This is a genomic window from Vibrio sp. 10N.286.49.C3, assembly GCF_041469545.1.
GTDB classification, from domain to species: Bacteria; Pseudomonadota; Gammaproteobacteria; order Enterobacterales; family Vibrionaceae; genus Vibrio; species Vibrio tasmaniensis_A.
The window spans coordinates 27,732-53,506 of sequence record NZ_JBFRKT010000002.1; the positions used below are offsets into that span (position 1 = coordinate 27,732).

The 25,775-nt window shown below is 45.0% G+C and carries 24 protein-coding genes and 1 tRNA gene; 18 read left to right on the top strand and 7 right to left on the bottom strand.

The annotated features are described in order from the left end of the window. The first annotated feature begins 23 nt into the window (after nucleotides 1-23). The 7 genes from AB4180_RS00455 to hflX all read left to right on the top strand — a co-directional run bounded on the left by AB4180_RS00455 (nucleotide 24) and on the right by hflX (nucleotide 8,341). Complete coding sequence (locus tag AB4180_RS00455; RefSeq protein WP_017099187.1) at nucleotides 24-752, top strand: response regulator; 729 nt, start codon at nucleotides 24-26, stop codon at nucleotides 750-752. 45 nt (nucleotides 753-797) lie between these two features. Then, nucleotides 798-2,243 carry an ATP-binding protein gene (locus AB4180_RS00460; protein WP_102249266.1) on the top strand — a complete coding sequence of 482 codons (1,446 nt, stop codon included), beginning with the start codon at nucleotides 798-800 and terminating at the stop codon, nucleotides 2,241-2,243. Between the two features lie 110 nt (nucleotides 2,244-2,353). Next, a complete protein-coding gene (locus tag AB4180_RS00465) occupies nucleotides 2,354-3,601 on the top strand; it encodes an ABC transporter substrate-binding protein (protein WP_012603467.1) in 1,248 nt (415 codons plus the stop codon). Nucleotides 3,602-3,782: 181 nt separating this feature from the next. Further along, the gene (locus tag AB4180_RS00470; RefSeq protein WP_009848503.1) at nucleotides 3,783-4,721 is read left to right on the top strand and encodes a carbohydrate ABC transporter permease; all 939 of its coding nucleotides are present in this window, start codon (nucleotides 3,783-3,785) and stop codon (nucleotides 4,719-4,721) included. Then, nucleotides 4,718-5,575 (top strand): carbohydrate ABC transporter permease, encoded by an 858-nt coding sequence (locus AB4180_RS00475; RefSeq protein WP_009848502.1) that lies wholly within the window; start codon nucleotides 4,718-4,720, stop codon nucleotides 5,573-5,575. Before AB4180_RS00470 ends, AB4180_RS00475 begins: the two co-directional genes overlap by 4 nt. Nucleotides 5,576-5,581: 6 nt before the next feature. After that, nucleotides 5,582-6,694: an ABC transporter ATP-binding protein gene (locus tag AB4180_RS00480; protein ID WP_009848501.1), complete on the top strand. Its 1,113-nt coding sequence runs from the start codon at nucleotides 5,582-5,584 to the stop codon at nucleotides 6,692-6,694. Between the two features lie 279 nt (nucleotides 6,695-6,973). Continuing rightward, nucleotides 6,974-8,341 (top strand): GTPase HflX, encoded by a 1,368-nt coding sequence (hflX, locus tag AB4180_RS00485; protein WP_012603471.1) that lies wholly within the window; start codon nucleotides 6,974-6,976, stop codon nucleotides 8,339-8,341. 95 nt (nucleotides 8,342-8,436) lie between these two features. Here the strand turns inward: hflX and minE are convergent, their stop codons facing one another. Genes minE through minC form a run of 3 tightly spaced genes read right to left on the bottom strand, consistent with a single transcriptional unit; the run spans nucleotide 8,437 to nucleotide 10,204 of the window. Beyond that, entirely contained in the window at nucleotides 8,437-8,700 is a 264-nt protein-coding gene (gene minE / locus AB4180_RS00490) for a cell division topological specificity factor MinE (RefSeq protein WP_009848499.1), read from the bottom strand. Nucleotides 8,701-8,706: 6 nt separating this feature from the next. Next, nucleotides 8,707-9,519 carry a septum site-determining protein MinD gene (gene minD, locus AB4180_RS00495; protein WP_009848498.1) on the bottom strand — a complete coding sequence of 271 codons (813 nt, stop codon included), beginning with the start codon at nucleotides 9,517-9,519 and terminating at the stop codon, nucleotides 8,707-8,709. A gap of 22 nt (nucleotides 9,520-9,541) precedes the next feature. Next, on the bottom strand, nucleotides 9,542-10,204 hold the full coding sequence (gene minC / locus AB4180_RS00500) for a septum site-determining protein MinC (protein ID WP_009848497.1): 663 nt from the start codon (nucleotides 10,202-10,204) through the stop codon (nucleotides 9,542-9,544). 219 nt (nucleotides 10,205-10,423) lie between these two features. Here minC and AB4180_RS00505 point away from each other — a divergent pair, with 219 nt between their 5' ends. From AB4180_RS00505 to AB4180_RS00525, 5 genes are all read left to right on the top strand, one after another. Next, nucleotides 10,424-10,714, top strand: a complete 291-nt coding sequence (locus AB4180_RS00505; protein WP_009848496.1) for a YcgL domain-containing protein — start codon at nucleotides 10,424-10,426, stop codon at nucleotides 10,712-10,714. 30 nt (nucleotides 10,715-10,744) lie between these two features. Beyond that, nucleotides 10,745-11,743 (top strand): lytic transglycosylase domain-containing protein, encoded by a 999-nt coding sequence (locus AB4180_RS00510; protein WP_009848495.1) that lies wholly within the window; start codon nucleotides 10,745-10,747, stop codon nucleotides 11,741-11,743. 188 nt (nucleotides 11,744-11,931) lie between these two features. Continuing rightward, complete coding sequence (locus AB4180_RS00515; protein WP_009848494.1) at nucleotides 11,932-12,852, top strand: LysR family transcriptional regulator; 921 nt, start codon at nucleotides 11,932-11,934, stop codon at nucleotides 12,850-12,852. A 205-nt stretch (nucleotides 12,853-13,057) separates the two neighbouring features. Further along, nucleotides 13,058-14,257, top strand: coding sequence for a NupC/NupG family nucleoside CNT transporter (locus AB4180_RS00520; protein WP_102249267.1), 1,200 nt, complete (start codon nucleotides 13,058-13,060; stop codon nucleotides 14,255-14,257). Nucleotides 14,258-14,442: 185 nt separating this feature from the next. Beyond that, on the top strand, nucleotides 14,443-16,257 hold the full coding sequence (locus AB4180_RS00525) for a sodium:proton antiporter (protein WP_102249268.1): 1,815 nt from the start codon (nucleotides 14,443-14,445) through the stop codon (nucleotides 16,255-16,257). Between the two features lie 151 nt (nucleotides 16,258-16,408). Here the strand turns inward: AB4180_RS00525 and folD are convergent, their stop codons facing one another. Continuing rightward, complete coding sequence (gene folD / locus AB4180_RS00530; protein WP_012603477.1) at nucleotides 16,409-17,266, bottom strand: bifunctional methylenetetrahydrofolate dehydrogenase/methenyltetrahydrofolate cyclohydrolase FolD; 858 nt, start codon at nucleotides 17,264-17,266, stop codon at nucleotides 16,409-16,411. Nucleotides 17,267-17,477: 211 nt separating this feature from the next. Here folD and AB4180_RS00535 point away from each other — a divergent pair. After that, nucleotides 17,478-17,554, top strand: a tRNA-Arg gene (locus tag AB4180_RS00535). A 113-nt stretch (nucleotides 17,555-17,667) separates the two neighbouring features. Here the strand turns inward: AB4180_RS00535 and AB4180_RS00540 are convergent. Continuing rightward, entirely contained in the window at nucleotides 17,668-18,171 is a 504-nt protein-coding gene (locus tag AB4180_RS00540) for a GNAT family N-acetyltransferase (RefSeq protein WP_029224081.1), read from the bottom strand. Nucleotides 18,172-18,468: 297 nt separating this feature from the next. Between AB4180_RS00540 and aroC the strand changes: the two genes are divergently transcribed. Continuing rightward, nucleotides 18,469-19,554, top strand: a complete 1,086-nt coding sequence (gene aroC, locus AB4180_RS00545; protein WP_004734182.1) for a chorismate synthase — start codon at nucleotides 18,469-18,471, stop codon at nucleotides 19,552-19,554. A 113-nt stretch (nucleotides 19,555-19,667) separates the two neighbouring features. On the opposite strand, the gene AB4180_RS00550 is transcribed toward aroC, so the two are convergent. Then, nucleotides 19,668-20,291 (bottom strand): trimeric intracellular cation channel family protein, encoded by a 624-nt coding sequence (locus tag AB4180_RS00550; protein WP_102249269.1) that lies wholly within the window; start codon nucleotides 20,289-20,291, stop codon nucleotides 19,668-19,670. A gap of 299 nt (nucleotides 20,292-20,590) precedes the next feature. Here AB4180_RS00550 and AB4180_RS00555 point away from each other — a divergent pair, with 299 nt between their 5' ends. The 3 genes from AB4180_RS00555 (at nucleotide 20,591) to AB4180_RS00565 (ending at nucleotide 22,104) form a co-directional block, all read left to right on the top strand. Further along, complete coding sequence (locus AB4180_RS00555; RefSeq protein ID WP_012603480.1) at nucleotides 20,591-21,121, top strand: elongation factor P hydroxylase; 531 nt, start codon at nucleotides 20,591-20,593, stop codon at nucleotides 21,119-21,121. 9 nt (nucleotides 21,122-21,130) lie between these two features. Then, a complete protein-coding gene (locus AB4180_RS00560) occupies nucleotides 21,131-21,394 on the top strand; it encodes a YfcL family protein (RefSeq protein ID WP_009848738.1) in 264 nt (87 codons plus the stop codon). Between the two features lie 188 nt (nucleotides 21,395-21,582). After that, the gene (locus AB4180_RS00565) at nucleotides 21,583-22,104 is read left to right on the top strand and encodes an NADPH-dependent FMN reductase (protein WP_009848737.1); all 522 of its coding nucleotides are present in this window, start codon (nucleotides 21,583-21,585) and stop codon (nucleotides 22,102-22,104) included. 154 nt (nucleotides 22,105-22,258) lie between these two features. Here the strand turns inward: AB4180_RS00565 and mnmC are convergent, their stop codons facing one another. Further along, a complete protein-coding gene (mnmC, locus tag AB4180_RS00570; protein ID WP_102249270.1) occupies nucleotides 22,259-24,337 on the bottom strand; it encodes a bifunctional tRNA (5-methylaminomethyl-2-thiouridine)(34)-methyltransferase MnmD/FAD-dependent 5-carboxymethylaminomethyl-2-thiouridine(34) oxidoreductase MnmC in 2,079 nt (692 codons plus the stop codon). Between the two features lie 128 nt (nucleotides 24,338-24,465). On the opposite strand from mnmC, the gene fabB reads away from it, so the two are divergent. Continuing rightward, nucleotides 24,466-25,677 (top strand): beta-ketoacyl-ACP synthase I, encoded by a 1,212-nt coding sequence (gene fabB / locus AB4180_RS00575; RefSeq protein WP_009848735.1) that lies wholly within the window; start codon nucleotides 24,466-24,468, stop codon nucleotides 25,675-25,677. Nucleotides 25,678-25,775 lie beyond the last annotated feature (98 nt).

Here is a 25,775-nt window from a genome sequence, read left to right on the forward strand (position 1 = left end):
TGTAAATTTAATAGGTTTGGGCGATGCCAACAAATACTCGAATTCTCGTGGTGGATGATGATCAAGAAATCTGCGAGCTTCTGGAAGAGTACCTCACAAAATCGGGTTTCGATGTTTCTTCGGTGGGAGATGGTGTTGAACTCGAAACTCATCTGCAAAACAATGGTTATCCAGACCTGATTCTGCTTGATGTGATGCTACCCGGTGACGACGGTTTTACCTTGTGTCAGCGAGTCCGAAAACAATCCAATGTGCCTATCATTATGCTGACAGCGGTATCGGATGAAACCGATCAGATTATCGGCTTAGAAATTGGTGCAGATGATTACATCGCGAAGCCGTTTAGCCCTCGTCAGTTAATGGCTCGAATCAAAGCGCTATTACGCCGTGTTCAAGTGGTGGACGACAAGCCAAGTGATGCACTGCCAAAGCAGATTATTTTTGGTGATTGGACGCTCGATACGCTCGCGCATCGAATCTATCACAATGAAAGCTCAGAAGAGATGGACTTATCGGGCAGTGACTTTTCTTTGTTGATGCTGTTCTTAACTCGCCCTAACGAAGTTCTCGACCGTGACACCATCTCTTTCGCTACCAGAGGCCGTGAAGCGCTGCCTTTTGAACGTGGTATTGATGTACAGCTTAGTCGCCTGAGAAGCCGACTGGGTGACAGTGGTAAATACCCTCACTACATCAAAACCATGCGCGGTAATGGCTACATTCTTGCTGTGCCGGTTCAGTATGAACATTGATAATCAAGTGCTGTTAATGAACACCTTGCCAATGAAGTATTTCCTATGAACTGGTTGAGTCGATTAAAACCAAACTCTTTGGTCGCAAGAACATTGTTGCTGACGTTGTTAGCCGTTGTGATTGCTCAAGGCATCGCAACGTCTATATGGTATAGCGAATCAAAACACAAAGAGCTGGAAGGAATTCGTTCTGCCTCGTCGAGCATGGCGAACATGTTTGCTTCAACGGTGACTTTTTTCCAATCTCTATCCGTTAAATATCGTCATATCGTGTTGGATCAAATCCGCAATATGGGCGGTACGCGTTTCTTTGTTTCTTTCAATAAAGAGGCCTTGATTGTCGAACCGATCCCGGATACCCGACTAAAAACCGCCTCAATTGAGGCGATAGAAAGTGTTTTGAGTAGCAAACTCAATAAAGTGGCGTCAGTGCGGGTTGATTTTTCTCGACCTGAACACCTTCGCTTGCTTAAAAACGACATCTACTTAAGCGATCTCCCGCGATCGTGGGCACATCATACTTTAACGTTAGAGCCTCTTAATCCGCCAATTCTGGTTGTTCAAATAGAATTAACCAGCCACGAATGGGTATATATCGCTGCGTTGTTGCCTGCGCCATATGTGAAACTCGACGATACGATTCTCGGTCGTGAGCAAGTAATTTTCTTAGTTTCCTCGACACTCATTCTATTGGTTTTGACTTATTTAATGATTCGTCGTCAAGTACGTCCTCTTAAAAAGTTAGCAAGAGCGGCTAATGAGATGAGCATGGATATTCAGCAGCCTCCGCTTAACGAAGAAGGGGCAACGGAACTGGTCACTGCCACTCGAGCCTTTAATCGCATGCAGCAACGAATTCGTCGCTATGTGGCCGACCGAGAGCACCTTTTCTCTGCGATCTCCCATGACTTAAAGACACCAATCACACGTCTTAGATTGCGTGCAGAGTTGTTGGAGAGTGAAGTAAAGAAAGACAAATTTAATAAAGATCTCGATGAGCTTGAGATGATGGTTAAAGGTGCTTTGCAAGCGGTAAGAGACACCGATCTACACGAGAATAATGCCATTATTGACCTCAACGAAATGGTACTTTCTGTGATTGAATCTCATAATCAGTATCAGACAAAAGTTGAGTTCGAGCCGGTCGTCATTGAGCCTCTGGTCGCGAAACCACTGGCGATTAAGCGTGTACTGACCAACTTAATTGACAACGCGGTTAAGTATGGTTCATCAGCTGTCGTGGAAGTTAGTGGTGATGAGCTTTGGGTTGTCGTGACTATTCAAGACCGTGGGAATGGCATTCCTGAAGACAAGTTAGAGATGGTTTTTGAACCCTATTTTAGGCTAGCAACGGACGATCAAGGACACGGACTTGGCCTCGGGATCTGCCGAAACATCCTGCACGGACACGGTGGAGATCTCATTATTCGCAACTCCTCTCAAGGTGGCTTGGAAGTCAAAGTCTATATCCCAACAGGTCTAGAAGTGTAATGTAACAATCCTGTTACATTGGGGTTACCTTTTGTTTCAATCTTATCAGTCAGAATAAGTAGACTCTTTAATGAACCGGACGTCGAGTCCGCTAAACATGGAAGATAATAATGAAAATCAATAAAACCCTACTTACTCTATCTCTTCTTGCTGCCTCAACATTTTCTCAAGCTGGTGAAGTGGAAGTGCTTCACTGGTGGACTGCCGGTGGCGAAGCGAAATCCGCTGCCGTACTGAAAGAGATGATTGAACAACAAGGCCATACTTGGAAAGACTTCGCAGTTGCTGGTGGCGGCGGTGAAAGTGCGATGACTGTTTTGAAAACGCGAGCAGTATCGGGCAACCCTCCATCTGCCGCGCAGATTAAAGGTCATGATATCCAGGAGTGGGGTGGTTTAGGTTTTCTAACGTCTCTCGATGCGACTGCTAAACAAGAACAATGGGATGAACTACTACCAGAAGTAGTGACTAAAGTGATGAAGTGGGATGGCGAATATGTGGCAGTTCCTGTCAACGTTCACCGTGTTAACTGGCTTTGGGCTAACCCTGTTGTTTTAGAAAAATCAGGCGTGACGGTTCCAACGACATTAGATGAGTTCTTTGTTGCTGCAGACAAGATTAAAGCGGCTGGCTTCATTCCGTTAGCTCATGGTGGTCAGCCTTGGCAAGACGCGACCGTATTCGAAGCCGTAGCACTTGATGTACTAGGCAGTGAAGACTACAACAAAGCGTTCGTTGATCTTGATATGGACGTATTATCTGGCGACAAAATGGTGGAAGTGTTCACCAAGTTCAAAAAGATGCGTGATTACATCGACAGCAACTCTCCAGGTCGTGATTGGAACGTCGCAACTTCAATGGTTATTAATGGCGAAGCCGCGATGCAAATCATGGGTGACTGGGCGAAAGGTGAATTTACTGCGGCAGGCAAAGTGCCAGGTAAAGACTACATTTGTGCACCAGCACCGGGTACTGACGGCCAATTTACCTTCAATATCGATAGCTTTGCGTTCTTTGAGTTAAGTGACAAAGAGAACCAAAAAGCGCAGCAAGACCTAGCAAAAACCATTCTTACCAAAGATTTCCAAGAAGTATTCAACCTCAACAAAGGTTCAATCCCTGTACGTCTAGATATGGACATGTCTAAGTTTGATCAATGCGCGTTGGATTCAATGGCTACCTTCAAAGCGAGTGCTGAATCGGGCGATCTTGTCCCGAGTATGGCTCACGGCCTAGCGACAACAAGCTACGCTCAAGGCGCTATTTATGACGTGGTGACCAACTTCTTCAACGAGAAAGATGCCGATCCTAAACAAGCGGCAGCTAAGTTAGCAAAAGCAGTGAAAGCGGCTATCTAATCTAACTTGATAAGTGACACACAACGCACGTGAGTGACGGGTTGTGTTGCTTTATCGAACCCCCAGGGTGGGTAGGCTCGTAGGGAGCCTATCTGCTCTTCACTCCCAATTCTGATATGCGTGATGCTGATGTGGTGCCGAAAGGTAAGCCATTGGCTCGATTGTGCAACAAGGATAAGTTATGGAGCATGTTTTGACTGAGTCGACTCCAAAACCCACAAGGAGCCAGCCTGCACCGAAACCGAGTTTTGCTGACAGGTTGCAACATTGGTTACCTAAAATAGTACTGGCGCCAACCGCGTTAGTGACCGTGGTGTGTATCTACGGCTATATATTTTGGACGGCAGCGCTGTCGTTCACCAACTCTCGATTTCTGCCGAGCTTTAACTTCGTTGGTTTAACCCAATATGAAAAGCTGATGGACAACGATCGCTGGATCACCTCAATCACCAACCTCGGTGTGTTTGGTTTTCTGTTCATGGCGATTGCTATCTTGCTTGGTGTTGGTTTAGCGGTATTACTTGACCAGAATATCCGTCAAGAAGGGGCGATTCGTACTATCTATCTCTACCCAATGGCGTTGTCATTCATTGTGACGGGTACGGCGTGGAAATGGATTCTTAATCCGGGTCTTGGCATTGAAAAGCTGATGCAAGATTGGGGATTTACGGACTTCAAATTTGATTGGCTAGTCGACTCTGAAATGTCGGTGTATACCTTGGTTATCGCGGCACTTTGGCAGTCTTCTGGATTCGTGATGGCTATGTTCTTAGCAGGTCTGCGTGGGATCGATTCTTCAATCATCAAAGCAGCTCAAATTGATGGGGCAAGCTTACCTACCATCTATCTCAAAATCATTCTGCCTTGCTTGCGCCCTGTGGTTTTCAGTGCGGTGATCATTACTTCTCACATTGCGATTAAGAGCTTCGACCTTGTGACCGCAATGACGGCAGGTGGCCCCGGTTATTCATCGGATCTTCCTGCGCTATTTATGTACGCACACTCCTTTACTCGCGGACAAATTGGCCTTGGTGCTGCCAGTGCCATGATGATGCTTGCTGGTATCTTAGCGATTCTCGTGCCTTATCTTTACTCTGAACTTAGGGAGAAAAAGTCATGATGAATAACATCAATTTTGCTCGAATCTTTATTTATTCAGCACTGCTTTTCTTCTGTTTAGTGTACCTAATGCCATTGTTCGTCATGGCGCTGACGTCATTCAAAACCTTGCCTGATATCAAGGCGGGTAACTTGATGAGCTTGCCGAAAGAGTGGGTGTTCGATGCTTGGTATAAAGCGTGGGACACCGCTTGTACGGGCGTGAAATGTGAAGGCATCAAAGGTTACTTTTGGAACTCATTCCAAATGGTGATACCTGCGGTTGCGATCTCAACATTGCTCGGTGCATTCAATGGCTACGTGGTAACCAAGTGGCAGTTCAGAGGTTCAAATCTGTTCTTTAGCTTGCTGTTGTTTGGCTGCTTTATTCCGTTCCAAGTTGTGCTGCTGCCAATGGCAACCATGCTTGGCAAGATGGGTTTAGCAAACACAACTATCGGCTTGGTGATTGTGCACGTTATCTACGGCATGGCGTTTACGACTCTATTTTTCCGTAACTTCTACATCTCGATTCCTGATGAATTGATCAAAGCAGCAAAACTGGATGGCGCAGGCTTCTTTACCATTTTCTTTAAGATCTTATTACCGATCTCTACACCTATCATCATGGTGACAGTGATCTGGCAGTTCACCGCAATCTGGAACGATTTCTTATTCGGGGTGGTGTATTCGGGCTCAGAGACACAGCCGATTACCGTGGCATTAAACAACCTAGTCAACACCAGCACAGGCGTTAAAGAATATAACGTCGACATGGCTGCCGCGATCATCGCCGCCTTGCCAACGCTGTTGGTGTACGTCTTCGCAGGAAAATATTTTGTTCGTGGCCTAACGGCAGGATCAGTAAAAGGATAATTACCCATGGCAACATTAGATTTAAAACAGATCCGTAAAACCTATCGCAACGCGGACAACGAAACGTTAAAGGGCATCGACATTAGTATCGATTCGGGGGAATTTTTGATACTTGTCGGCCCTTCGGGGTGTGGAAAATCCACCTTGATGAACACCATCGCTGGGCTAGAGAATATTAGCTCGGGTGAGATTGTAATTGATGGCATAGACGTGGCGCAGGTTGAACCTAAAGATCGCGATATCGCGATGGTATTCCAGTCGTACGCCTTGTATCCAAACATGACGGTGCGTGGCAATATCGCTTTCGGTTTGAAGATTCGTAAGATGCCGCAGCAAGAGATTGATGCTGAAGTAAATCGAGTGGCAGAAATGCTGCAAATCGAACAGTTGCTTGATCGTAAACCGTCGCAACTTTCTGGTGGTCAGCGTCAACGTGTCGCGATGGGACGCGCTCTAGCTCGTCGTCCTAAGCTGTATCTGTTTGATGAGCCGCTTTCTAACTTGGATGCCAAGCTGCGTGTTGAGATGCGCCATCAGATTAAACGTCTGCACCAGAAGCTGAATACCACGATTGTTTATGTAACCCATGATCAAATCGAAGCGATGACTCTGGCGGATCGCATCGCAGTAATGAAAGACGGTGAACTGCAGCAGTTAGGCACACCGCAAGAGATCTATACCAAGCCAAACAATATGTTCGTAGCGGGCTTTATGGGCTCACCATCAATGAACTTCATTAAGACCATGGTGGATTTGGACGACGATCAGAATCCGATCATCAAAGTAACTGGCACGGCGGAGCAAGAACACCACATTCGATTGCCTCAGAGTATGCGTGACCAAGATGGCAAAGAGTTGGTGATTGGGTTGCGTCCAGAACACATCACTGAGCAAGAAGGTGATGATGTGTCGGCAACTACAAAGCTAGATCTGCAATTGGAAGTGTTGGAGCCAACAGGGCCAGATACCATCGCAATGGTTAAAGTGAACGACCAAGAAGTCGCGTGTCGTTTGTCACCAGAGTTTGAAGTGTCGGTTGGGCAAATGGCACCGCTTCATTTTGACTTATCAAAGGCGGTATTCTTCGATGCTCAGACTGAAGCGAGAATCGACTTTTAACTTCTAGTTGCTGAGTTAGTTTAACAATCAAAGTTCATGTCTAAATCAAAGGCAGTATCACCAACTACTAATAAGTAACGTGATGCTGCCTTTTTCGTTGTCTATACTTGCTTTTTATCCCTTATAAAAACAGAGGGATAAACGATATATATGCTTCTACTGCAATAATATCGTGATTTAGTATCCCTTAGCTCTATAAAGCTGACGTAGAAACGCGTAGGATCACACTACTTTAGACCAGAAACTAGGCTGCACCTTGGTGCATAAACAGAAGAATACATGAAACTAACAGCAAAACCAGCGGCGAATAACGCTTTACTTATTTCTATTACGACACCGGATTTTAAAGGTGACGAAGCAAAAGAGTCTCTTGCCGAACTTGCTCGCTTAGTGACAACCCTAGGGTTTAAAGTCGTCGGTACGCAATCGCAACACCACAGTTCATCTCAAAGACAGAATGTGTTGGGTGCAGGTAAGCTCGCCGAAATTGCACATCTAACTGGTTACCAAGGCTCTATTGAAGAAGCTGAAGATGAAGACTTTCTTGATGAGTCGGGTTTGTTTGATTCTGAAATCGATGAGCTAGATTTTGATGATCTTCCAACGGGCAATTTCCAATACGGTGCCGCTGATGTTGTGGTATTTGACTGTGATTTAAGTCCATCTCAAATGCGTACTGTTGAGGCGAGTTTGGGTGTGGAAGTATTTGACCGTACTGGCATCATCATCGAAATCTTCAGCCGTCACGCTCGTACTCGTACTGCTCGTCTGCAAGTTGATATCGCTCGTCTAAACTACTTGGTGCCACGACTTCGTGAAACGGCTGAGGGTGATAAAGAGCGTCAAATGGGTCAGGGCGCAGGTGAAACTTCACTAGAGCTAGACCGTCGTAACGTACGTGACCAAATTGCTGCGCTTAAGCGTGAGCTAGTAAGCGTACAAGATGAAATGAAGACTCGACGCACAAGGCGCGCGGAGCTTTTCACTGTTGCTTTAGTTGGCTACACCAATGCCGGTAAATCTTCGATGATGCGTGCAATGACCGCAACCGAAGTGGTGGGTGAAGATAAACTGTTCGCAACGCTAGATACGACGGTTCGTGCGCTTCAGCCAATCACTCAACCGCGTATCCTTGTTTCAGATACCGTTGGTTTCATCAAGAAATTGCCACACGATTTGGTTGCTTCGTTCCACTCAACGCTAGCAGAAGCGCACGATGCTTCATTGCTACTTTATGTCGTTGATGCTTCTGACGTTTCATTCCGCGCACAACTTGATGTGGTACACGACGTATTAGCACAAGTGGGTGTAGAAGGCAGCGAAAAACTATTAGTGCTGAATAAGTGCGATAGATTGACTGAAGAGCAGCAATTAGAGCTGATCGAAGAATTCCCAGATGCGATGTTAACGTCGACTCGTGATCCTCTGGATATCACGAAACTGCACAAGTACATCGTTGGTGTTGCTGAAGAAGGCATGATCGAAGAAGAGATCACGATTCCTTATTCAGGACAAGGCATCATCGGTGAGATTCGCTCAAACATGAGTGTGGTTAAAGAAGAGTACGATTACGAGTGCATTAAGTTGACCGTTCGCTCTAGTGAAATAGACTTAGCGCGACTGAAAAAGCGTATGCAGAATTCTTAATCTTTTATAGCGTTTAGACACAAGTTAAAATACCAAAAAAGAGAGCCTAGGCTCTCTTTTTTATTGAATCGTGATAAGCACCGCTCGAACTCTGCTTATCGGTCTTCTTCTGGAAGTTTGACGTTCAGCTCTAATACTGAGATGTCGTCATCTTTGTGTTCGAAAGTCAGATCAACCATTGATGGATCGACGTCAACGTACTTCGCAATACACTTCAAGATGTCTTCTTTTAGTTGCGGCAGATAAGACGGCGCTGGGTCGTCATGGCTGCGTCGCTCGGCAACAATGATCTGCAAACGCTCTTTAGCTAGGTTTGCGGTTGTCTTTTTTTGTGGTCTAAAAAACTCTAGTAATGACATTGCGAATTAGCCCCCGAACAGTCTTTTGAAGATGCCTTTCTTCTGTTCCGTTAAGAAACGGAAGTCCACTTGGCTACCCAGTAGTCGTTCTACAGTATCATTGTAAGCCATACCTGCATCGGTTGCTTCGTCAAAAATAACTGGAACACCTTTGTTCGATGCGTTCAGTACTGCTTGGCTCTCTGGGATGACACCCAGTAGAGAGATGTGAAGAATCTCTTCAACGTCTTCAACACTTAGCATCTCACCTTGAGTTACACGTGCTGGGTTGTAGCGAGTCAGTAAAAGGTGCGTTTTCACTGGTTCTAAGCCATCTTCTGAACGACGAGACTTAGAATCAAGAATACCGAGAATACGGTCTGAATCGCGTACAGAAGAAACTTCTGGGTTAGTCGTAACAATCGCTTCATCAGCAAAGTAAAGCGCCATCAGAGCGCCTTGCTCGATACCTGCAGGAGAATCACAGATGATGAAATCAAAGCCCATTTCATCTAGTTCATCAAATACACGACGAACACCATCTTTTGTTAGTGCATCTTTATCACGAGTTTGAGAAGCCGGAAGAATGAATAGATTCTCTGTGCGCTTGTCTTTGATCATCGCTTGGTTCAGTGTCGCTTCGCCATTGATAACGTTAACGAAGTCGTACACAACACGACGCTCACAACCCATGATTAAATCTAGGTTACGCAGACCGATATCAAAGTCGATAACTGCGGTTTTCTTCCCTTTTAAAGCTAAGCCTGAGGCAATAGCTGCACTGGAGGTCGTTTTGCCTACCCCGCCTTTACCTGACGTTACAACGATAATGCGTGCCATTTTGTTTTCCTTTTTATTTCTCTTATATTGCGAGGACATCAACGTGTAATACATCGTTTGCCATACTGAACATGGTTTTCTTCTGCCAGTACTCGCTTTCAATTTGATCGCTGAGCCAGTAATTTCCAGCAATGGAAACCAGCTCGGCTTGTAAATCATTACAAATTATTTTTGCTTCAGTTTGACCACTCGCGCCTGCAATCGCACGACCGCGTAAAGTACCATGGATATGGATGCTGCCATCGGCTATGACTTCTGCGCCAGCACTCACATGGCTGAGGATCAATAGATCGCCATCTTTTGCATACACTTGCTGACCAGAACGAATAGGCGTTCTCACCACTTTTATCGGAGCCATCTTCGCTGGAGCTTGAGAAGGCGATTTACTGGCTGTCATCACTGCAAAACCAGCTTCTTTCGCTAGGTTCTGCATACGTTTATCCGAACAACCAGCCACACCTACTGGGATCATGCCCGCTTGAGATATACCCTCTTTCAGTTGCACAAAATCGATATCACCCGCGACTTTGCTAATATTGATAACAACAGGCGCAGCAGCGAAAAAAGTGGGAGCTTGGTTTACTTTTTCTTGAAGAAAAGACACCGCATTTTCGACTTGATCATCGGATAAGTGCAAAACAGATAGCGTAAAACTGCTACCTTTTAGATCTGGATTACTAGACATCGAAAACTACAGGACCTCAATAGCGGATTGGTACAATTTCTTTATCAATAAAATAAAGGGCGTTGCCTGAAACTTGGTTTATCATGTTATATTCCCAAACCAAGCACAGCAAGTAATCTTGTTGTCAAATGAACGTTTTGTTCCCAATATTTCCCTTAACATAAACTATTGATCTCGTAAGTGAGAGTTTTGTAGTCATAAACAATAAAAAGGTTTGTCATGCTGTGTTCTATATATAAAAGTTCAAAGAAAGAAGGAACATACCTTTATATCCCTAAGAAGGATGATTTCTCACAAGTTCCTGACGCATTGATGCAAATGTTTGGTAAACCTAGTTTTGTAATGGTAATTAAAATGGATGGCCGTAAACTGGCGCAAGTGAACATCGATAAAGTGAGAGAATCACTGAACACCGATGGTTTCTTTTTGCAGGTTCCGCCACCACCGGTTAATGAACTTGAACTTCATAAAGAGCGTAAAGCTCAGCAAAACGTTCAAGACGAAGAGTGATAGCTACCTTAATTCAGGGAGGAGTGATCGTTGAGTAAATTTTCGAAAACCATATTGGCTGTGTCGGCATTACTATTGGGTAATAGCCTGACGATTGGTTCAGTTCAGGCTGAAGAGCTGAGCTTTGAGCAATATGTAGAGAAACTAAAGCAACAAGGCCGTGCAGAAGGCATCTCTGAAACGATCATTGATCAGGCCTTTGATGGTGTGACGTTTAAGCCAAGAGCGGTGAAAGCCGATAAGAATCAACCTGAGAAAAAACTGACTCTGGATGAATACATTCCACGCGCGGTTCCAGATTGGAAAGTGAAGCAGGCGAGATCGCTCTATAAGAAGCATTATTCAGCGTTGAAGCGCATTGGTGATGAATATGGTGTTCAACCAAGATTCATTGTCGCGCTATGGGGTGTTGAGAGTAACTTTGGTAAGTTCACAGGTAACTACAGTGTTATTGATGCTCTCACGACTATGGCCTATGAAGGACGTAGAGAAGCCTTCTTCCGTAGCGAAGCGATGGCGGCGTTGAAGATTCTTGATCAAGGCCATATTGCACCACAAGAGATGAAAGGCTCTTGGGCTGGTGCGATGGGACAACCTCAGTTTATGCCAAGCTCATTCTTAGCTTATGCCGCTGACGGTAACGGCGATGGCAAGAAAGATATTTGGGGTACTGAAGAAGATGTATTTGCTTCAGCGGCGAATTATCTCAGCCAATCGGGTTGGGATGACAAATATACTTGGGGCCGTCAGGTTCACGTACCGTCGACTGTGTCTATTGAAATGCAAGGCCGAGGCGAAGACAAAGCGAAATACTTAAAAGAGTGGTCTGAACTCGGTATTAAGCGCTTTGACGATCGCCCACTACCAACGCTTGATGAAGATATTAAAGCTTGGCTAATTATGCCAGACGATGAAACTGGCCGTTCTTACCTCATTTACAACAACTACAATGTGTTAATGAAGTGGAATCGTTCTTACTACTTTGCGTTGGCAGTTAGCCACCTAGCAGACAGAATTAAGTTTGATTAATCGACCTAATTTGATTAATGGCCTTAATTTGGTTATTAGAGCTAATTTGGTTAACAGATTTAGGTCGCTTTGAATAGCATTTGGCCTACCATAGGCAGAACGAACTAAAGGACTCTTCGGAGTCCTTTTTCTTTTATATTTCAGAGATTTTTAAAGGTGGCCTTGTGCTAACAGATAGAGCCGCACAGATGGTGATATTCCATGCGTTAATCAAGCATGAAGGCTTTACCAGTGCAGCAAAAAGTTTGAATGTGTCGGTGTCTCACATCAGTAAGCAAGTTGCTTTGCTCGAGGATTCGATAGGTATCAAGCTGGTGCAACGAACCACACGCAGCCTGACACTAACTGAAGCAGGGGAAGTGTTCTATCAACATTGTGAGCAGCTGTTCAATACGGTGAAAGCGGCTCAAATGGATATGGATAGCCAGCGTGACGACATTTCTGGAATATTCCGCATAGGCTTGTCTCAGTCATTTGGCACACTGCATATCATTCCAGCGATTGATCAGCTCAGACAGCTCTATCCGCAGCTGAGAATTGAAGTGCATTTGTTCGATTACAAAGTGGATATGATTGAGGAGCGCTTGGATCTTTGGATCACCAATAATGAAGACCTGCCAGAAGGTTATATAGCGCAGCGTTTAGCCGACAGCCAATTTGTGGTAGCCGCATCACCGGATTATCTGATTAAAGCTGGTACTCCTCATGTGCCATCTGATCTGATTGACCATAACTGTCTTATCTATCGCAGCCGTGAACGAGACTACACGTCATGGGCGTTTGATAACGGGCAAGAAAACCTCAGTGTCAAAGTGGCGGGCGATTACTCGGTGGATTTGGCTGAGGCGGTACGAGACGCAGCTGTATCTGGGTGGGGTGTTGCTTATTTGGCGACTTATTTAGTCAAAGAGGAGTTTAGAACAGGCAAGTTAATCCAAGTATTACCAGAATGGAGAGCCAGTCAGTTGATGCCATTCTATGCCGTCTATCCGAGTCGAAAGAACATGCCAAAGAAGCTTTCAGCAGTGATTGAGTTCATCAAACAGCATGTTGGTTCGCCGACGTATTGGGACAAAAACCTCAAAACTTGCGTTGAGCTGCATCGTTAATTGTTTCCTAATTCATAAATATAATTTCCATATGGAAAAAGTATGCTTTTTGAACAAGTTAATCCATTAAAATTCAATGCTTTAATCTAATCTTGGGCAAGTTGCTGATAATCCCAACATCACATTAACAACCGCACCTTGCCGCAAACGATTTCCTCTATACAATGCGTCGCCTTTCCTACCTACAACTTTTAGGTTGACGCATATGGCTTCCCTACTTGGAATTATCACTATTTTAGTAGCCGCTTGGTTACTATCTACGGACAGAAAAAATATCCCGCTAAGAACTGTCTCTTTGGCTTTCTTACTGCAAATCTCATTCGCGCTATTGGTTCTTTATGTGCCAATGGGTAAAGAAGCGCTGAATGCAGCTACTGGTGCGGTGTCTAGCTTGATCAACTACGGTCAAGAGGGGATTAACTTCCTATTCGGTGGCCTAACGAATAACGGATTTGTTTTCGCTATTAATGTTCTCGGCATCATTATCTTTTTCTCTGCATTGATTTCAGGTTTGTATCACATCGGCTTTATGCCAAAGGTGATCAACATAATCGGCGGTGCTTTGCAGAAGTTTCTAGGCACAGGTCGTGCGGAGTCACTGTCTGCAACGGCAAACATTTTTGTTGGCATGATCGAAGCGCCATTGGTGGTTAAGCCTTACCTAAAACATATGACGGACTCACAACTGTTTGCTGTGATGGTATGTGGTTTGGCTTCTGTTGCTGGCGGCACGCTAGTGGGTTATGCATCGCTGGGTGTTGACCTAAACTATCTGATCGCTGCGGCATTCATGTCGGCACCAGCTGGTCTATTGATGGCTAAAATCTTAGTACCAGGCAGCCCAGAGGATGTTCAAGAAGATATTGAGTCTGGTGTAGAGATTCCACGAGCAACAAACGTAGTTGAGGCAATGGCAGATGGGGCTATGTCTGGACTTCGTATTGCCGTTGCGGTGGGTGCGACACTTCTAGCCTTTATCAGTGTGATTGCGATGCTGAATGGCTTGTTAGGTATTGTTGGTGGCTGGTTTGGCGTAAACCTAAGCTTCGAACTTATCCTAGGTTATGTGTTCGCACCCGTTGCATGGCTGATCGGTGTACCGTGGTCTGAAGCTGTGGTTGCAGGCTCGCTGATCGGTAACAAAATCGTTGTGAATGAGTTTGTGGCTTTCATCCAGTTAATGGACGTAAAAGATGCACTGAGTGAGCACTCAAAAGCGATCGTTACTTTTGCACTATGTGGTTTTGCTAACATCTCTACCATGGCGATTCTGATTGGCGGTTTGGGTAGCTTAGTTCCAGAGCGTCGCTCTTTCATCTCACAATATGGCTTCAAAGCGATTTGTGCGGGTGTGCTTGCCAACTTAATGAGCGCTGCGATCGCTGGCGTGGTGCTTTCTCTGTAGCTAGATGATAAGTACAGAGTGGATGAGTCAGTCACTTTATTTCCCCTATAGTAAAGTGACTGATTAATCACACTAATATTCGGTTAGCATGAAAAAGAGAGCCTATAGTTTAATTACATAGGCTTTCTTGTTTCAGCAAATAGGTTTGTATCACAAGGTGTGGTGCAAATTTTTTAGGGGCACAAATGGATTTGTCGATTACTTCATCCTTGGCGTTAATTGGACTGCTGTCCTTAACGTGTCAATTGTTAGGCTGGCGCTTACGTCTTCCTGCTATTCTTCCTCTTCTTATTGTCGGCCTACTTTTAGGTCCCGGTCTTAACATCCTTAATCCCGATGCCATTTTTGGTGACGTGCTATTTCCGCTGATTTCATTAGGTGTCGCTATTATTCTGTTTGAAGGTGCATTGACCCTGAATTTCAAGGAAATAAGAGGTCATGGTCGTATGGTGACGCACCTCGTGAGTTTCGGCATGCTGATTACTTGGGCGTGTATTGTTGTTGGTGCTTATTACTTTGTGGACTTCAGTTGGCCATTAGCCGCGCTGTTTGCTGCCTTAGTGGTGGTGACGGGTCCAACCGTTATTGTTCCCATGCTGCGCAGCATTCAGCCCAAATCTTCGTTAGGCAGCATCTTGCGCTGGGAAGGGATAGTGATTGATCCGATTGGCGCTCTGTTTGCCGTTCTCGTTTACGAATACATTGTTTCTTCAGCCGATCCTACAAGCCATGTACTGTCGGCTTTGGGGCTGACTCTAGCCATCGGTTTAGGCTTAGGGATCATCGGTGGCTATTTGATTGCCAAGATGCTGAAAGGGCATTGGGTTCCGCATTATTTGCGTAACGTGGCAGTCCTAACGTTGATGTTGGCGGCGTTCTCTTTTTCTAATGATCTGAGTGAAGAGTCTGGCCTATTAACCGTGACCATCATGGGTATCTGGCTCGCCAACGTGAAAGGCTTGGATCTTGAAGATATTATTGAGTTCAAAGAGACCTTAACCGTGTTACTCATTTCTGCCTTGTTTATCTTACTGGCGAGTAGACTTGATTCTGGGACTTTCCTTTCGATAGGTTGGGGCGGTATTGGCTTATTAGCGGTCGTCATGCTGGTGGCTCGTCCTTTGAGCGTGTGGATCAGCGGGATCGGCACGGATCTTACTTCAGCAGATAAATGGTTTTTGAGCTGGATGGCACCTCGCGGGATCGTTGCTGCCGCAGTTTCTTCTCTGTTTGCTATCAAACTTCAAGAGAAGCAATTGATTGAAGGGGCTGATCTACTGGTGCCAATGATGTTCTTGGTCATCATCGGTACGGTTGTGATTCAAAGCCTTACCGCAAGTTGGTGGGCGAGAAGGTTGGGTGTGACTCAAGAGAAAGCGCAAGGGGTTATCTTCTTTGGCGCGACTCATTTTGCAAGACAGTTTGCCAAGGTGCTGGCGACACACAACATCAACAGTGTACTTGCCGATACCAACTGGGAAAGCATTCGTTTGGCGCGTATGGATAACCTGAGTGTCTATTTTGGTAACCCAGCCTCAAGCCACGCGGAAAATAATCTGGAATTGGACGGGATAGGGCGCGCGATGATCGTCTCGCCTTATCGTCAAACCAATCCATTAGTCAGCATGCATTATCAAGATGAGTTTGGTGAAAATAAGGTGTTTGAGCTTGAATCGACAGAAACTAAACACGAAAGGCATTCAGTGAGCCGAGATGGTAACAGAAGCCTGTTTTCGGAAGGAATTACCTATTCCAAGCTTAACTCCTTGATGGCTCAAGGCAGCCAAATTAAGAGCACGGGATTGACCGATGCGTTTGACCTTAATGAGTTTAACGCCCTGTATCCTAAAGCGATTCCACTCGGTGTGATTACTGGTGGTGATTTCCGTTTAGTAACACAAGGTTCTGATTTGGAAAAACTCATATCAACGGAGTGTGCGATCATTAGTTTATTGCCGCCTTCTGAACAGACGGAAAAAATCGAGATACCAGATAAGTAGCAACGAGCACTGCATCAGAAGCGAGTTGCCTTGATTCAAAAAAGCCGCAACGTTCATCACGTTGCGGCTTTCTAATTCTGCTCTAGCTTGTTTTACTCTAGGGCGAGGCAATTCATGCCAACGGTATTACTATCGAAGCTGTCATTGCGGACTATTTCGAGTGAAACTGCTCACAAGCGATCATTGTGTTCTCAATTAGGCTTGCTACAGTCATTGGACCAACACCACCCGGAACTGGTGTGATGAAGCTTGCGCTCTCTTTCGCGACATCGTATTCAACGTCGCCAACGAGTTTGCCAGATTCCAAACGGTTGATGCCTACATCGACCACAACAGCCCCTTTCTTAATCCAAGCACCAGGAATGAAGTTAGGCTTACCAACTGCTACCACAACAACATCTGCTTGACGTACATGACCCTCAAGGTCTTTGGTGAAGCGGTGACATGTTGTCGTCGTACAACCGGCTAGAAGAAGCTCTAACGTCATTGGGCGACCTACGATGTTTGATGCGCCAACCACAACCGCGTGTTTGCCACGTAAGTCGATGTTATAACGGTCAAGCAGCGTAATGATGCCTTTAGGCGTACAAGAGCGAAGCTTAGGCATACGCTGAGCCAAACGACCTACGTTGTATGGGTGGAAGCCATCAACGTCTTTTTCCGGCGTGATGCGCTCAAGAACTTGAGTGCTATCAATACCAGCTGGTAGAGGAAGTTGAACAAGAATACCGTCAATCTCCGGGTCTTCGTTCAGTTGGTCTACCAGTGTTAATAATTCGTCTTCTGTCGCAGTGGCTGGCAAGTCGTAAGATTTAGATACGAAGCCAACTTCTTCACATGCTTTACGTTTACTTCCTACGTAAACCTGAGAAGCAGGGTCTTCACCCACTAAAACAACCGCTAGGCCCGGAGCGCGTAATCCAGCTTGAGTGCGAGCTTTTACACGAGCCGCAACTTCAGAGCGAACCGTTTGAGAAATTAGCTTTCCATCAATATTTTGAGCAGTCATGAATTTCCTTAGTATTGATATTCAAGTTAGTGGCTGATGTTTTTGGCGCATTATTCCAGAAAGTCTTTTTGATTACCATCAAGCAAACGTTTGCTTTGTTCTATTTTCCAACACTTATAATCTCATTGCCCTTTTTTTACTCACTTGGATCAGAATGTTACACAAAGCCGTTGCTTTACTGATTCGAATTCGTATAATCCTTTCCTGTAGCGCGCCCTTAGCTCAGCTGGATAGAGCACCTCCCTTCTAAGGAGGTGGTCGAAGGTTCGAATCCTTCAGGGCGTACCACTATTTAAAGAAACCCGATAACTCTCTGAGTTGTCGGGTTTTTTGCATTTCAGAACAGCTTAATCTATCAATACCATGTTTTGTATTTAGATGTCTCTGTCTTTCGGTTATTGCTAAACGACTACTAACTGTGGGGTATATCTAAGACCTAACATACTGCACCCATCTTCCAAGTAACTGTCGGTGACAACGTCGAAGCCGAATTTACCATAGTAGTCTTTGAGGTGTGCTTGTGCCGAAATAAAAATTGAACAGTCAGGATACACCTCGCGGGTCGTATCAAAGCTTACTTGCATCAGCTGGTTACCAATCTGTTTACCGCGATAATCCTTTGCTACGATCACTCGCCCGATACAAACATCATCTGCATCAGAATCGAGCAGAGGGAGAACATCTACGGGGTATCCAAGCTTCTGAGCCATAATTCGACTGTAAGCTACTAGTTGCCCGTTCTCATAACCCATGACGTGATAGGTTTCTGGATGGCTATCTTTGCCGTCTAGATCACTATAGGGTGTGTTCATATCGACGATAAAAATATCGACTCTTTGCTGTAAGAAATCATAGAGCTCTTGAACAGACAGCTCCGAAAATTTTTTAACTCTCCACTCGATCATCACTTTTCTCCTTATTATTTTGGGCTACAACATAGATAGTATTCAAACCGAGTTCATTAACCTTTGTTAACTGGCCATGAAACTATTCAAAATCACCACTTTAAAGCACCACTCATTTCCCCTCGTTATTCATTTCATTCGGCTCATGTAATAGAAAGTTAAAATTGTTGGTTTTTTGGGGTTTACATCATTTGGTAATAAAGCCAATATGAATTCACGAAGAATAGACAAGTAAAGCTGTTAACCCGTAGGTTTAGGAATCAAACCTTCTGCTCAATGGCTGATTTAGAGGAAGTAATGGCAGGAAACAGTATCGGACAACATTTCCGCGTGACTACGTTCGGAGAAAGTCACGGTATCGCACTAGGATGTATCGTAGATGGGTGCCCACCAGGATTAGAAATTACCGAAGCAGACCTTCAAAGAGATTTGGATCGTCGTCGCCCAGGTACTTCTCGTTATACAACGGCTCGCCGTGAAGCGGATGAAGTAAAGATTTTATCCGGTGTATTTGAAGGCCAGACTACGGGTACTTCTATTGGTCTATTGATTGAAAATACAGACCAACGCTCTAAAGACTATTCCGAAATTAAAGACAAGTTCCGCCCTGGCCACGCTGATTATACCTACCATCAAAAGTACGGTGTGCGTGATTACCGAGGTGGCGGTCGCTCTTCGGCTCGTGAAACTGCAATGCGTGTTGCGGCAGGTGCGATTGCGAAGAAATACCTTAAGCAAGAATTTGGTGTTGAAATCCAAGCTTATCTTTCTCAAATGGGTGATATCTCAATTGATAAAGTGGATTGGAACGAGATCGAAAACAACGCTTTCTTCTGTCCTGATGCCGACAAAGTACCTGAATTTGACCAACTGATTCGTGACTTGCTAAAAGAAGGCAACTCGATCGGTGCGAAGATTCAAGTAGTTGCGACTAAAGTGCCTGTAGGCCTTGGTGAGCCAATCTTTGATCGTCTAGATGCAGACATCGCGCACGCTCTAATGAGCATCAATGCGGTGAAAGGTGTTGAGATTGGTGATGGCTTCGATGTGGTTAATCAGCGCGGTAGTGAACACCGTGATCCATTAACTCCAGAAGGCTTCAGCAGCAACCACGCTGGCGGTATCTTAGGCGGTATTTCTACTGGTCAAGATATTGTGGCAAGCATTGCGCTTAAACCCACATCAAGCATTACCGTTCCTGGTGACACGATCACCAAAGACGGTGAAGCAACGCAGCTAATCACTAAAGGCCGTCACGATCCATGTGTTGGTATCCGTGCGGTGCCTATTGCTGAAGCGATGCTGGCTATCGTGTTGCTTGATCACTTACTACGTCACCGTGGTCAAAACTTTGGTGTGACAACAGAAACGCCAAAAATCTAGTTCTGCTTCGTTTTATTCAGAACAGATTTGAAACTGATTTGAGAGAAATCAAAAAGGGTTGCTTCGTAATGAAGCAACCCTTTTTATATTCTGCGTCATTGAGAATATATTATCTAATGCACAGAGCTTTCCGGATCAAGCTGGAACGAAGGCAAGCGCCATTTGAATCTCACTGCTGCCATGCGCAGTAAATAGCCTACAACCAATGTCACGATCGTCGCGGTCACATCGTTTATGCCTAGTTCAAGAAGACCTAAGTACAAGCCTGAAGCGACAAGGGCGACAGATGCGTACAACTCTTCATGCAAGACTAGTGGCGTTTGACGACAGATAAGATCGCGCAGCAGGCCACCAAACACGCCAGTCACTAATGCAGACACCATACAAATCATTGGGTGCAGACCCATGGTCATCGCTACTTTAGTACCAATGATACTAAATACGATAAGCCCCAACGCATCCAAACGAATGAACAAGCCTTTTAGCTTGATTACCCATTTGGCTAATCCCGTTGTGATAACACCAGCAATACAAGTGATCGCCAGATACTGGGGGTTTTCAACCCAGCCTAAAGGGTGATGGCCGAGTAAAATATCTCTTACTGTACCTCCGCCAATTGCCGTTGCACTCGCAACCAGCATTACACCAAACCAATCCATTTTTTGTTTGCCAGCACTGAGAGCACCGGTCATGGCTTCTGCCGTGATGCCAATGATATACAAAACACTTAGTAGCATTGCTGTAGCTCTATAATTTAGGTCTATAAATTGGAGTCTTATAGGCCGTAGGGATATAAAAATGAAGCGCGAGTGTAGTAGTAAAAACGCTGATTGACGAATGAATATTTGTACCGTGAATAGGTATTTCAGATTAGCTAAACTAATCATTTACCTCAAAGTGGTGTAATCTGGGATCAGCAATCGATTGTCATCGTAAAGTATTATGATGAACCTAATGTCATTGCCAGTGATAGGGCTTTACCGAGCGCTTAAAAAAACGCAAAATGCCCCAGTTCTTTTTACTTAAATTTGATCTTATGACACACCAATACCCAGACATCATCGACATTTTCAATCAAACCTTTTTCGAGAGCTTCAATACTAAGCTAGAACTGGGAGCGGACGAGCCTATTTACCTGCCAGCCGATGAGGAGATTCCTCATCACCGTATCGTTTTTGCTCGTGGCTTTTATGCTTCAGCACTTCACGAGATAGCGCACTGGTGTGTGGCTGGTCCTGAGCGTCGCTTATTGGAAGATTTTGGTTACTGGTATGAGCCTGATGGCCGAACTGAGTCGGTTCAAGCTGAGTTTGAAAAAGTGGAAATTCGCCCACAAGCGTATGAATGGATCATTGCGACCAGCGCAGGCTTTCCTTTTAATGTTAGCTGTGACAATCTACACGGCGATTTTGAGCCAGATCGTTTGGCCTTTATGAATAAAGTACACAGCGAAGTCATGGGTATCTTTGAAGCTGGTCTGCCGCCTCGCGTGAAAATGCTCTCTGAAGCATTACGCAGCTTCTATGATGTTGCGCCTTTATGTACTAGCCAATTTATTGTGAAATAAGAGAATATTATGATTATCGAATTTGAAGAAAAACTACTTGAATTAATTGATGCTCGCATTGAAAACGCATCAGATGATGAACTGTTTGCTGGTGGTTACTTACGTGGTCATATTTCTCTTTCAGTAGCTTCATGTGAAGAAGACGGTATTGAAGACGTAGCAGAAGTTAAATTGCGTATTGAGAAGAGCCTAGAAGACGCACGTTCTGAATTGACGCCAGCCGATCGTACGATCGTTAATGACCTTTGGGTTGAGCTGCAAAACCAAGCTTAATTTTAGTCGTTTAGCATTATTCGTCTACCGTAATTCGCTCACAACTCTCCCTCCTCATTTTTGAGCGAACCAATAATTTGAGACTCATTCGAATTTTTTGAATGAGTCCGTTCAATCCTTGTGATGGTTCCATTTTCTGACTACGTTATTCTAATCCCACTTAACGGAATCACAGAAAAGGTCACATCATGAAAGTTATCGCATTTGGCGCAAGCACCAGCTCTACCTCTATCAACAAAACTCTAGCAACTTACGCAGCTAACTTGATTGAAGGTGCTGAAGTCAAAGTTCTAAACATCAACGATTACAACGTTCCTATGTTCAGTGAAGACACTGAAAAAGAGATTGGCCAAGCGGAAGGTGCTCAAGCATTCTTACGTGACCTAGCAGAAGCTGACGCATTTGTTATCTCTTTCGCTGAGCACAACGGGCACTACCCAGCGGCGTACAAAAACCTATTTGACTGGGCGACACGCATTGAGCGTTCAGTATTTGGCGAGAAACCTGCGGTTTACTTAGCGACATCACCAGGCCCAGGTGGCGCACAAACAGTACTTGGCGCAGCAACTGGTTCGGCTCCGTACTTTGGTGGTAACGTTAAAGCATCGCTTTCAGTGCCTAGCTTCTACGATAACTTTGATTTTGAGTCCGGTGCTATCAGCAACGAAGAGATCGCCCAACAGATTAAAGACGCGGTTGCTAAGCTGTAAATACTGCTCCGTTTAGAACATCAGTTTAGGTCAACACGAACAACAAAAAGCCCGAGTGACATAATGTCGCTCGGGCTTTCTAGCTTTTAGCCTTTAGTTTTAGATATTTCTGATATTCAGAAACTTCAGATGTTCAGAATAGCTGAACTAGAAACTATGAATTTGATTTAGAGTGCTTGTCTGCAACCCATCCAGCCGTTAATGCTTTGCCTTTACGCAGTCTGCGCACCCACATTCTGCTTGGGTGAATCGCCTCAAGCACATCGACAGGTAAGGGAAGCGGATCGCCACAAATTTGCGATGCTAACACTTCAGCTAATAATGGCGCAGAGCTCAAGCCACGTGAGCCTAGCCCGATAAAGCAGTATAGGTTAGGGAAGCTTGCTACCGTTTGAATATCATCAACAGAGTGACGTTGCGGGTTGAAGTTATGCAGGTCTTGGTACTGTTCTTTGATTGATTCAAAATCGCCAACGTTTCCGACAAACGGAAGGTGGTCACGGCTTACGCTGCGGATACCTTGGCGCGCTAAATTGTCACTGGTGTCGACATCTTTTGTCCATGCTTGATCTGGTAGCGACCCATGTAGGCGCTCACCATTATGTTGTTGAACCTCAATATCAAATTCTTGGTCGATATTGGTTTTATCGTAATTCGCACCAATACAGTGATGACCATTGTTTGGATTCTGCGGCGTAAGGTAGCCATCAAAGCACAACACGGTTTTTAGCTGGCTGAGATTTCCCGTGGTCGGAATATGACTCACTTGGCCTTTAACTGGCGTCAGAGGTACGGGGCGAGTTTGTTCAAACTGAGTGAATTTGTGTCCATTCGCGACAACTACTTGGTCGTGCTTGGTTTGAATTTCACCTTGAGGCGTCTCAATCGTCAGCAACCATTGCTGTTCTGTTTCTAACCATTCAAGTTGCGTTACTTGATGTTGATAGTGCGCGCTCACTTGGTTGGTCTCTTCTAACCTGCCAATCAAACCTTGAGTCAGTTGGAGAGGGCTTAACCAACCTCCCAGTGGAAAGTAGACACTCTCTTTATCGACTGGTAAGCCAATCTTTTCGTTGGCTTGCTCTGGCGTTAAACGCTGAATCAGATCTGTGTGGAAATTGCCTTCTAACATGCGGTTGAGCTTTTTGGTTGAACCTTCATCCCACATCAAGATATTCACGCCACACCAGTTGTGATCGAAGTTTACTGATTGTGCTGCTTGATTAATAAATTGGCGGGCAAACAATAAGCCCGGACCAAATATTCTTGAAACATTCGATGTCGCTTCGCTGAGTAGCGGATAAATGGCACCTTGATTGTTGCCAGAGGCATTTCCAGCGGCTTGTTGGTGTTCACAATAAAGGGTGATGTTTTTACCACGTCGGTTTAACGTTTTTGCAAGCGCAGCACTGGCAACACCACCACCGATAATGGCGATATCTTGTGAATCACTGTGTTGAGCTAGGCCATACCAAGGTTTGATGTTGGTATGAGCGAGCTTCTCGTCAAGGCGGCCTGCAATCATTTCACGCTTAGTACCAAAGCCTTTAACTTTTTTCATGGCAAAGCCGGCTTCGATTAAACCGCGTCGCACAAAACCGGCAGCGGTAAACGTTGCACAGCTGCAATCTTGTTTTGCCAGTTTGGCCATTCCGTTGAATAGGTTTTGATTCCACATTTCAGGGTTCTTACTTGGCGCAAAGCCATCTAAGAACCAAGCGTCAACCAAACCTTCCTGCGGGGTCGGCACGTTTGGCATACAATCTTTAATATCACCAAACCATAAATCGAGTGTGATCGCGCCATCGCCCAACACAATGCGGTGACATTCCGGTAGAGCAATCGGATAGTGTTCTTGGAGTTGTGTCGCATACTGGGCTAGTTCAGGCCAAGATTGGTGCGCTTTGATCAGATCATCTTTATTTAAAGGATATTTTTCAAAACTGATGAAATGTAACTCTTTGGTCATAGCTTGTGGGTTATCTTTAAGAAAAGCATCGAACCATTGCCAGACTGCGAGAAAGTTTAAACCTGTACCAAAACCGGTTTCAGCAATCACAAAACGGCGTTGTTGATGTTCAACCCAACGCTCTGGAAGGTGGTTTTGTTTTAAAAAGACGTAGCGAGTTTCTTCTAAACCGTTAACATTAGAGAAGTAAACGTCGTCAAATTGGTCTGAAACTGGCGTGCCAGACTCATTCCATTCCAGCTCTGCATTAGTAATTGAAGTCATAAAATCTATCATTTTGTGATTTGAAGCGATATGTTGGTAGGGATTGTACGAATTTCTAGGAAAGCTGACCACTTTTGTTAGGCTTCTTAGTTATCATCTAGCTGAATTTAGAATTATAGGAATGTCACATGAAACGAGTCGTAATCACCGGTATGGGTATTGTTTCAAGTATCGGTAACAACGTCGAAGAAGTTTTAGCATCACTGAAAGAGGGTAAATCAGGTATTACCGCTTCAGAGCAGTTCAAGGAAAATGGCTTGCGCTCTCAAGTTTGGGGTAACCTAAAAATGAACCCTGCTGACCATATCGATCGCAAAAAAATGCGCTTTATGGGTGATGCAGCGGCATTCGCTTATCTTTCAATGGAGCAAGCAATTGCTGACTCTGGTTTAACTGAAGATCAAGTATCTAATGACCGCACGGGTATCGTAGCGGGTTCAGGTGGTGCTTCATCTCTAAACCAAGTAAACGCAGTAGACATCATCCGTGAAAAAGGCGTGAAGCGCGTTGGCCCATACATGGTTCCACGTACAATGGCTTCTACGGTTTCTGCTTGTCTAGCAACACCTTTCAAAATCCGCGGTGTGAACTACTCTATGAGTTCTGCATGTGCAACATCTGCACACTGTATCGGTCACGCAATGGAGCTTATCCAACTTGGTAAGCAAGACGTAGTATTCGCTGGTGGCGGTGAAGAACTGGATTGGTCTCTGACTATGATGTTCGACGCAATGGGCGCACTTTCTACTAAGTACAACGACACGCCAGAATTGGCTTCTCGTACTTACGATGCTGACCGTGACGGTTTCGTTATCTCTGGTGGCGGCGGTATGCTAGTTATCGAAGAACTTGAGCACGCTGTTGCTCGTGGCGCAAAAATTTACGGTGAGATCGTGGGTTACGGCGCAACTTCAGATGGCTACGACATGGTTGCTCCTTCTGGTGAAGGCGCGGTTCGTTGTATGAAGATGGCAATGCAAAACGTTGATGGCGTTGACTACGTGAACACTCACGGTACTTCAACTCCTGTAGGTGATGTTAAAGAACTTGGCGCAATCCAAGAAGTCTTTGGCGGCAACAGCCCTGCAATCTCAGCAACTAAAGCGATGACAGGTCACGCTCTAGGTGCGGCTGGTGTACACGAAGCAATTTACTCAACGCTAATGCTTGATAACGGCTTCATCGCACCAAGCATTAACGTTGCAAACCTAGACGAAGCGGGCGAAGGCCTAGACATCGTAACCGAAGCTCGTGAACAAGAGCTAACAACGGTTATGTCTAACAGCTTTGGTTTCGGCGGTACGAACGCAACGCTAGTAATCAAAAAATACCAAGGCTAATTGAAGCTAAGGTTAAATTAATAAAAGGTTAATCGTTAATGGGTGACGTGAGTGCTGACTCAACACGCACGGGTCGCTCATTAACCCTGACCAACAGA

Bases quoted from the DNA above. Each gene is read 5' to 3' on its own strand.
- AB4180_RS00455 (WP_017099187.1), top strand. From the start codon at position 24: ATGCCAACAAATACTCGAATTCTCGTGGTGGATGATGATCAAGAAATC.
- AB4180_RS00460 (WP_102249266.1), top strand. From the start codon at position 798: ATGAACTGGTTGAGTCGATTAAAACCAAACTCTTTGGTCGCAAGAACA.
- AB4180_RS00465 (WP_012603467.1), top strand. From the start codon at position 2,354: ATGAAAATCAATAAAACCCTACTTACTCTATCTCTTCTTGCTGCCTCA.
- AB4180_RS00470 (WP_009848503.1), top strand. From the start codon at position 3,783: ATGGAGCATGTTTTGACTGAGTCGACTCCAAAACCCACAAGGAGCCAG.
- AB4180_RS00475 (WP_009848502.1), top strand. From the start codon at position 4,718: ATGATGAATAACATCAATTTTGCTCGAATCTTTATTTATTCAGCACTG.
- AB4180_RS00480 (WP_009848501.1), top strand. From the start codon at position 5,582: ATGGCAACATTAGATTTAAAACAGATCCGTAAAACCTATCGCAACGCG.
- hflX (WP_012603471.1), top strand. From the start codon at position 6,974: ATGAAACTAACAGCAAAACCAGCGGCGAATAACGCTTTACTTATTTCT.
- minE (WP_009848499.1), bottom strand. From the start codon at position 8,700: ATGTCATTACTAGAGTTTTTTAGACCACAAAAAAAGACAACCGCAAAC.
- minD (WP_009848498.1), bottom strand. From the start codon at position 9,519: ATGGCACGCATTATCGTTGTAACGTCAGGTAAAGGCGGGGTAGGCAAA.
- minC (WP_009848497.1), bottom strand. From the start codon at position 10,204: ATGTCTAGTAATCCAGATCTAAAAGGTAGCAGTTTTACGCTATCTGTT.
- AB4180_RS00505 (WP_009848496.1), top strand. From the start codon at position 10,424: ATGCTGTGTTCTATATATAAAAGTTCAAAGAAAGAAGGAACATACCTT.
- AB4180_RS00515 (WP_009848494.1), top strand. From the start codon at position 11,932: ATGGTGATATTCCATGCGTTAATCAAGCATGAAGGCTTTACCAGTGCA.
- AB4180_RS00520 (WP_102249267.1), top strand. From the start codon at position 13,058: ATGGCTTCCCTACTTGGAATTATCACTATTTTAGTAGCCGCTTGGTTA.
- AB4180_RS00525 (WP_102249268.1), top strand. From the start codon at position 14,443: ATGGATTTGTCGATTACTTCATCCTTGGCGTTAATTGGACTGCTGTCC.
- folD (WP_012603477.1), bottom strand. From the start codon at position 17,266: ATGACTGCTCAAAATATTGATGGAAAGCTAATTTCTCAAACGGTTCGC.
- AB4180_RS00540 (WP_029224081.1), bottom strand. From the start codon at position 18,171: ATGATCGAGTGGAGAGTTAAAAAATTTTCGGAGCTGTCTGTTCAAGAG.
- aroC (WP_004734182.1), top strand. From the start codon at position 18,469: ATGGCAGGAAACAGTATCGGACAACATTTCCGCGTGACTACGTTCGGA.
- AB4180_RS00550 (WP_102249269.1), bottom strand. From the start codon at position 20,291: ATGCTACTAAGTGTTTTGTATATCATTGGCATCACGGCAGAAGCCATG.
- AB4180_RS00555 (WP_012603480.1), top strand. From the start codon at position 20,591: ATGACACACCAATACCCAGACATCATCGACATTTTCAATCAAACCTTT.
- AB4180_RS00560 (WP_009848738.1), top strand. From the start codon at position 21,131: ATGATTATCGAATTTGAAGAAAAACTACTTGAATTAATTGATGCTCGC.
- AB4180_RS00565 (WP_009848737.1), top strand. From the start codon at position 21,583: ATGAAAGTTATCGCATTTGGCGCAAGCACCAGCTCTACCTCTATCAAC.
- mnmC (WP_102249270.1), bottom strand. From the start codon at position 24,337: ATGACTTCAATTACTAATGCAGAGCTGGAATGGAATGAGTCTGGCACG.
- fabB (WP_009848735.1), top strand. From the start codon at position 24,466: ATGAAACGAGTCGTAATCACCGGTATGGGTATTGTTTCAAGTATCGGT.